Origin of the sequence: Micromonospora sp. NPDC050200 (assembly GCF_040656135.1) — a bacterium.
Classification (GTDB): Bacteria; Actinomycetota; Actinomycetes; order Mycobacteriales; family Micromonosporaceae; genus Micromonospora.
This window is the reverse complement of record NZ_JBFALG010000012.1, coordinates 118620-122937: the sequence shown is the minus strand read 5'-3', so window position 1 is coordinate 122937 and position 4318 is coordinate 118620. Positions and strand designations below refer to the sequence as shown.

Annotated in this window: 3 protein-coding genes; 2 read left to right on the top strand and 1 reads right to left on the bottom strand. The window is 69.3% G+C overall.

All coding sequences use genetic code 11. From position 1 onward, the window contains the following. The first annotated feature begins 199 nt into the window (after window positions 1-199). Complete coding sequence (locus AB0I41_RS11175; protein ID WP_357104880.1) at window positions 200-2989, top strand: M36 family metallopeptidase; 2790 nt, start codon at window positions 200-202, stop codon at window positions 2987-2989. A 154-nt stretch (window positions 2990-3143) separates the two neighbouring features. Here AB0I41_RS11175 and AB0I41_RS11170 read toward each other — a convergent pair whose 3' ends face one another. Further along, window positions 3144-3587, bottom strand: a complete 444-nt coding sequence (locus AB0I41_RS11170; protein ID WP_357104878.1) for an MmcQ/YjbR family DNA-binding protein — start codon at window positions 3585-3587, stop codon at window positions 3144-3146. A 261-nt stretch (window positions 3588-3848) separates the two neighbouring features. Between AB0I41_RS11170 and AB0I41_RS11165 the strand changes: the two genes are divergently transcribed. Next, window positions 3849-4229, top strand: coding sequence for a hypothetical protein (locus AB0I41_RS11165; protein WP_357104876.1), 381 nt, complete (start codon window positions 3849-3851; stop codon window positions 4227-4229). Window positions 4230-4318 lie beyond the last annotated feature (89 nt).

The following is a 4318-nucleotide window of genomic DNA, read 5'->3' as shown; positions in this document are numbered from 1 at the left end:
TACTCACATTCACCAACTGACCCGTAACACCAGCTAACGCCGGAGGGAGCGTCCCGACCACGGAACGCTCCCTCCGGCCCGTGCACACCAGGTGGCACGGAGCGAGGTGACAACTCGCCGTGCCTCGTACAGCGAAGGGAGAACCCCGGTGCCTGCATCCCCCCTGAGATCGCGTCGCCGACGCACCACCGCAATGCTGATGGCCGCTGGACTCGTCGTGGCCCTCGGGCCGCTGACGGCACAGCCCGGCTGGGCCGCACCGGACGAACCGGACGGGCAGCCAACCCCCGACGGACTGTTCCTCACCGGCCCGAACGAGGGCAGGCCCGAGGAGATCGCCACCAGCTACCTGCGGGCGCAGCCGGCCCAGTACGGTGTCCGCGCGGCAGACCTCGCCGACCTCGCGGTGGCCTCCAGCTACACCAGCCGTCACAGCGGCGTGACGCACGTCAACCTGGCCCAGCGCTACCAGGACCTCGAGGTCTTCGGCGCCACCGCCACCGTCAACATCGCCCGCGACGGCAGCGTCATCTTCGTCGGCGACACCCTGGTCCCCGGACTGTCGGACAAGGCCACCGGCACCGCCTCCCTCGACGCCGTCGACGCGGTGGAGGCCGCCGCCGACTCCCTCGACCTGGCCGACCCGGCCAACCCGCGGGTGATGAGCCGCACCAGCGGCCCGGCCCAGCGCACCGTCGTCTCCGGCAGCGGTATCTCCGACCAGCCCATCCCCGCCAAGCTGGGCTGGCAACAGACCGACGACGGACTCCGCCTGGCCTGGCAACTGGTCATCGACGACTCCTCCGACCTCCACCTGTGGAACGCCACCGTCGACGCCGAGACCGGCAAGCTGCTCAACGCCGACGACTGGACCGACCAGGACAGCCCGGCAGACCTGGCCAGCACGCTGGGTCGCCGGGAGACGAAGACGGCGGCCATCGCGACCCCGACCGCCGCCACCGACAAGGTCAGCCCGCCGAACCCGGTCAATGACGGGTCGAGCTACCGGGTCTTCGAGTTCCCGAAGGGTGACCCGAACGACGGCCCGCAGAGCCTGGTGACCAACCCGGCGGACGGGACCGCCTCGCCGTACGGCTGGCACGACACCGACGGCACGCCGGGCGCCGAGCACACCATCACCCGGGGCAACAACGCGTACGCCTACACCGACCGGGACGCCAACAACCAGGTCGACCCCGGCAGCGCGGCCGACGGCGGAGCCAGCATCACCTTCAACTTCCCGGCCGACCTGAACGAGCATCCGCAGACCTACGCCCAGGCCGCGGTGGTGAACCAGTTCTACTGGTGCAACGTCGTCCACGACCTGACCTACCGGTACGGCTTCGACGAGGCGTCCGGGAACTTCCAGGTCAACAACTACGGGCGGGGCGGAACCGGCGGCGACGACGTGCAGTGCGAGGCGCATGACGGCTCCGGGCAGAACAACGCCAACTTCTCCACGCCGGCGCTGGACGGTGGTCGCCCCCGGATGCAGATGTTCCTCTGGCCGGGCAACCAGTTCGGCCTGCCGAACGCCGTGACGATCAACGCGGGCTCCGCCGCCGGCACCTACGAGGCGGAGTACGCGCGGTTCACTCCCGCGCCCACGAGCGCCGGCTTCGCCGGCGAGGTGGTGCTGGTCAACGACGGGGTCGGAGCGACCGGCGATGGCTGCACCGACTACAGCCTGCCCAGCGGTGCGATCGCCGTGGTCGACCGAACCAGCAGCTGCAGCTTCTACACGCAGGTGGTCAACGGCGAGCGGGCAGGCGCCACCGCGGTGGTGGTCGTCAACAACGTCGCCGGCGCCCCGGCGGTGATGAGCGGATCCATGAGCCCCGCGGTCGGCATTCCCGCGGTCATGGTGAGCCAGGCCGACGGAAACAGCATCAAGGCCGGACTGCCCGCCTCGGGTCGGGTGCACCGTAACCTGGCCCGGCCGGCGATGCGAGACGCCTCGTTCCGCTCGGAAACGATCTTCCACGAGTACGGCCATGGGGTCTCCAACCGGCTGACCGGTGGCCCGACGGTCAACTGCCTGACCGGCGACGAGCAGATGGGTGAGGGCTGGAGCGACTTCCTCGCGATCGTCTCGCTGCTCAACCCCGCGATCGACGATCCGGAGAACGCTCGCGGTTACGGACAGTACCCGCTGTTCCAGGACAGCCGGGTGGGTCCCGGGATCCGGCCGCGGCCGTACTCCCGGAACATGGACATCCAGCCGTTCACCTACGACAGCATCAAGACCGGCGGTTGGCTGGACGGCACCTCCCTGGCTGCCCCGCACGGCATCGGCCACGGCTGGGCGGCCGTGCTGTATGACATGACCTGGAACCTCGTTGACCGGCACGGGTTCAACCCGAACGTCTACGAGCCCTGGAACACCGGCGGCAACAACCTCGCTCTGCAGCTGGTCATCGACGGGCTGAAGATGCAGGGCTGCGGACCCGGGTTCGTCACCGGCCGCAACGCCATCATCGCCGCCGACGCCGCCCTCACCGGCGGCGAGAACGCCTGCACCCTCTGGGCCTCCTTCGCCCGCCGCGGCCTCGGCTACAGCGCCGTCCAGGGCACCACCAACCGTGACGACAACACCGAGGCATTCGACACCCACCCGTCCTGCCGTGGGGACTTCATCGACCGGGCTGGGCAGCCCGCGCTCAACACCGTCATCGCCGGTGATGCCGCACCGATGAAGTTCAAGCTCGCCACCAACCGCGGCCTGAACATCCTCGCCAGCGGCTCGCCCTACTCCCGCCTGGTCGACTGCGACACCCTCAAGACCGTCAACCCGGACGGGTCGATCACCCCCCGGCCCACCCCCGTCGCCGCCCGCAACCCCGGCGACTCACACCTGTCCGCCAACGCCAACGGCCAGTACAACTACCCGTGGAAGACCGACCCCAGCTGGGCCGGCACCTGCCGCGAATTCGTCCTCACCCTCGACAACGGATACCAACACCGCGCCTACTTCACATTCACCAACTGACCCGTAACACCAGCTAACGCCGGAGGGAGCGTCCCGACCACGGAACGCTCCCTCCGGCCCGTGCACACCAGGTGGCACCCATCGTGCGACGAGTGGTCCCGCAGGGACACCCGGGGACGTGCTGGGGCGAACCAGGATTTCCCGGGCGCCTCCGCTAGGCGCGGGCGGACCGGCCAGGGCCGAGCGGTTCGACCGGGATGGCGACCTGGACGATCAACTTCTTGGGCGCCAGCAGGCAGTAGCTCTCGGTGAGCAGCTCGCCAACCTCGTCCCAGTCGGTCTCGTCGTCGACAACCATGCCGAGGACGTCGGCGCCCCAGCCGGGCTTGAAGAACGGGTCACCGTGAGCGACGAGGGCGTGTATCTCGTCCACCGGCGACCGGAACGTCAGGACACAGAGCGGCTCGTCGGTCCCGGCCGCTCGGGCGTACGCCATCTGGTGGTCGGGATCAACGGCGAGCAGGTGGCCGAATGTCCGCTTCCGTATGCGCCAGCGGACGCCCACCCAGGCCGGCTCTTCGTAGGCCTCTGGCAGCCCGAGGCAGATGGGCCGCACCCGGTCGAGGAGCTCGGGCGGTACATCTCCGGGGCTGGTCACGGGAGACACGTTAACCTCGACCTCCGACACTTCCTGGGCGCTGTCGCCGGTGGAGTGTGCGGCGCGCTGACGTACCACGCCGGTGGCGCTCCTGAGGCGGCGCCAGCAGCCGGCGACAATCCCCTGGTGGGCCGGTGTTACCTCTCAGGGGCCTCGGGTAGACGGAGGGTGCCCGCGCCATGAACGCGAACCGTGCCGTGGCCGACACACGGTAGCGGGGCGAGGGAGTGCAGGTACTCATCAAATCCTGAGGAGGACCAGATGAGCACGCAGGCTGCATCCACCAGGCCCATGAACCGGCCGATGCAGGAGGCGCCGAGCCAGGCGCCGATGAACGAGGCTCAGACCCGTCAGATGCCGATGATGGAGGACGGGCACCGGCATCCGATGCCGGCTCCGGGCACCGAGACCAAGCAGGCCTTCCTCACCACGGAGTTCTGGATCTACGCCATCGCGGTCGCGGCCGTCGTGATCGCCGCGTTCTGGCGCGGTTCGGCCACCAACGGCCTGAACATCAACAACCCGAACCTGTCGTGGTGGTTCCTGACCGTCCTGACCGGCGCGTACCTGCTGAGCCGTGGTCTGTCCAAGGCCGGCAGCGCACGTCGATCCGGTTCGGAGCGTCGGGCGATCCGGCGCTGAGTGAACGACACCACAAGGACATCTCCAAGCTGTCCGGCGGCGCGCTGCGTCGGCTGCGCCGGCAGATCCAGTTGGTCATGCAGGACCCG

Coding starts and splice junctions, on each gene's coding strand:
- AB0I41_RS11175 (WP_357104880.1), top strand. CDS start 200: ATGGCCGCTGGACTCGTCGTGGCCCTCGGGCCGCTGACGGCACAGCCC.
- AB0I41_RS11165 (WP_357104876.1), top strand. CDS start 3,849: ATGAGCACGCAGGCTGCATCCACCAGGCCCATGAACCGGCCGATGCAG.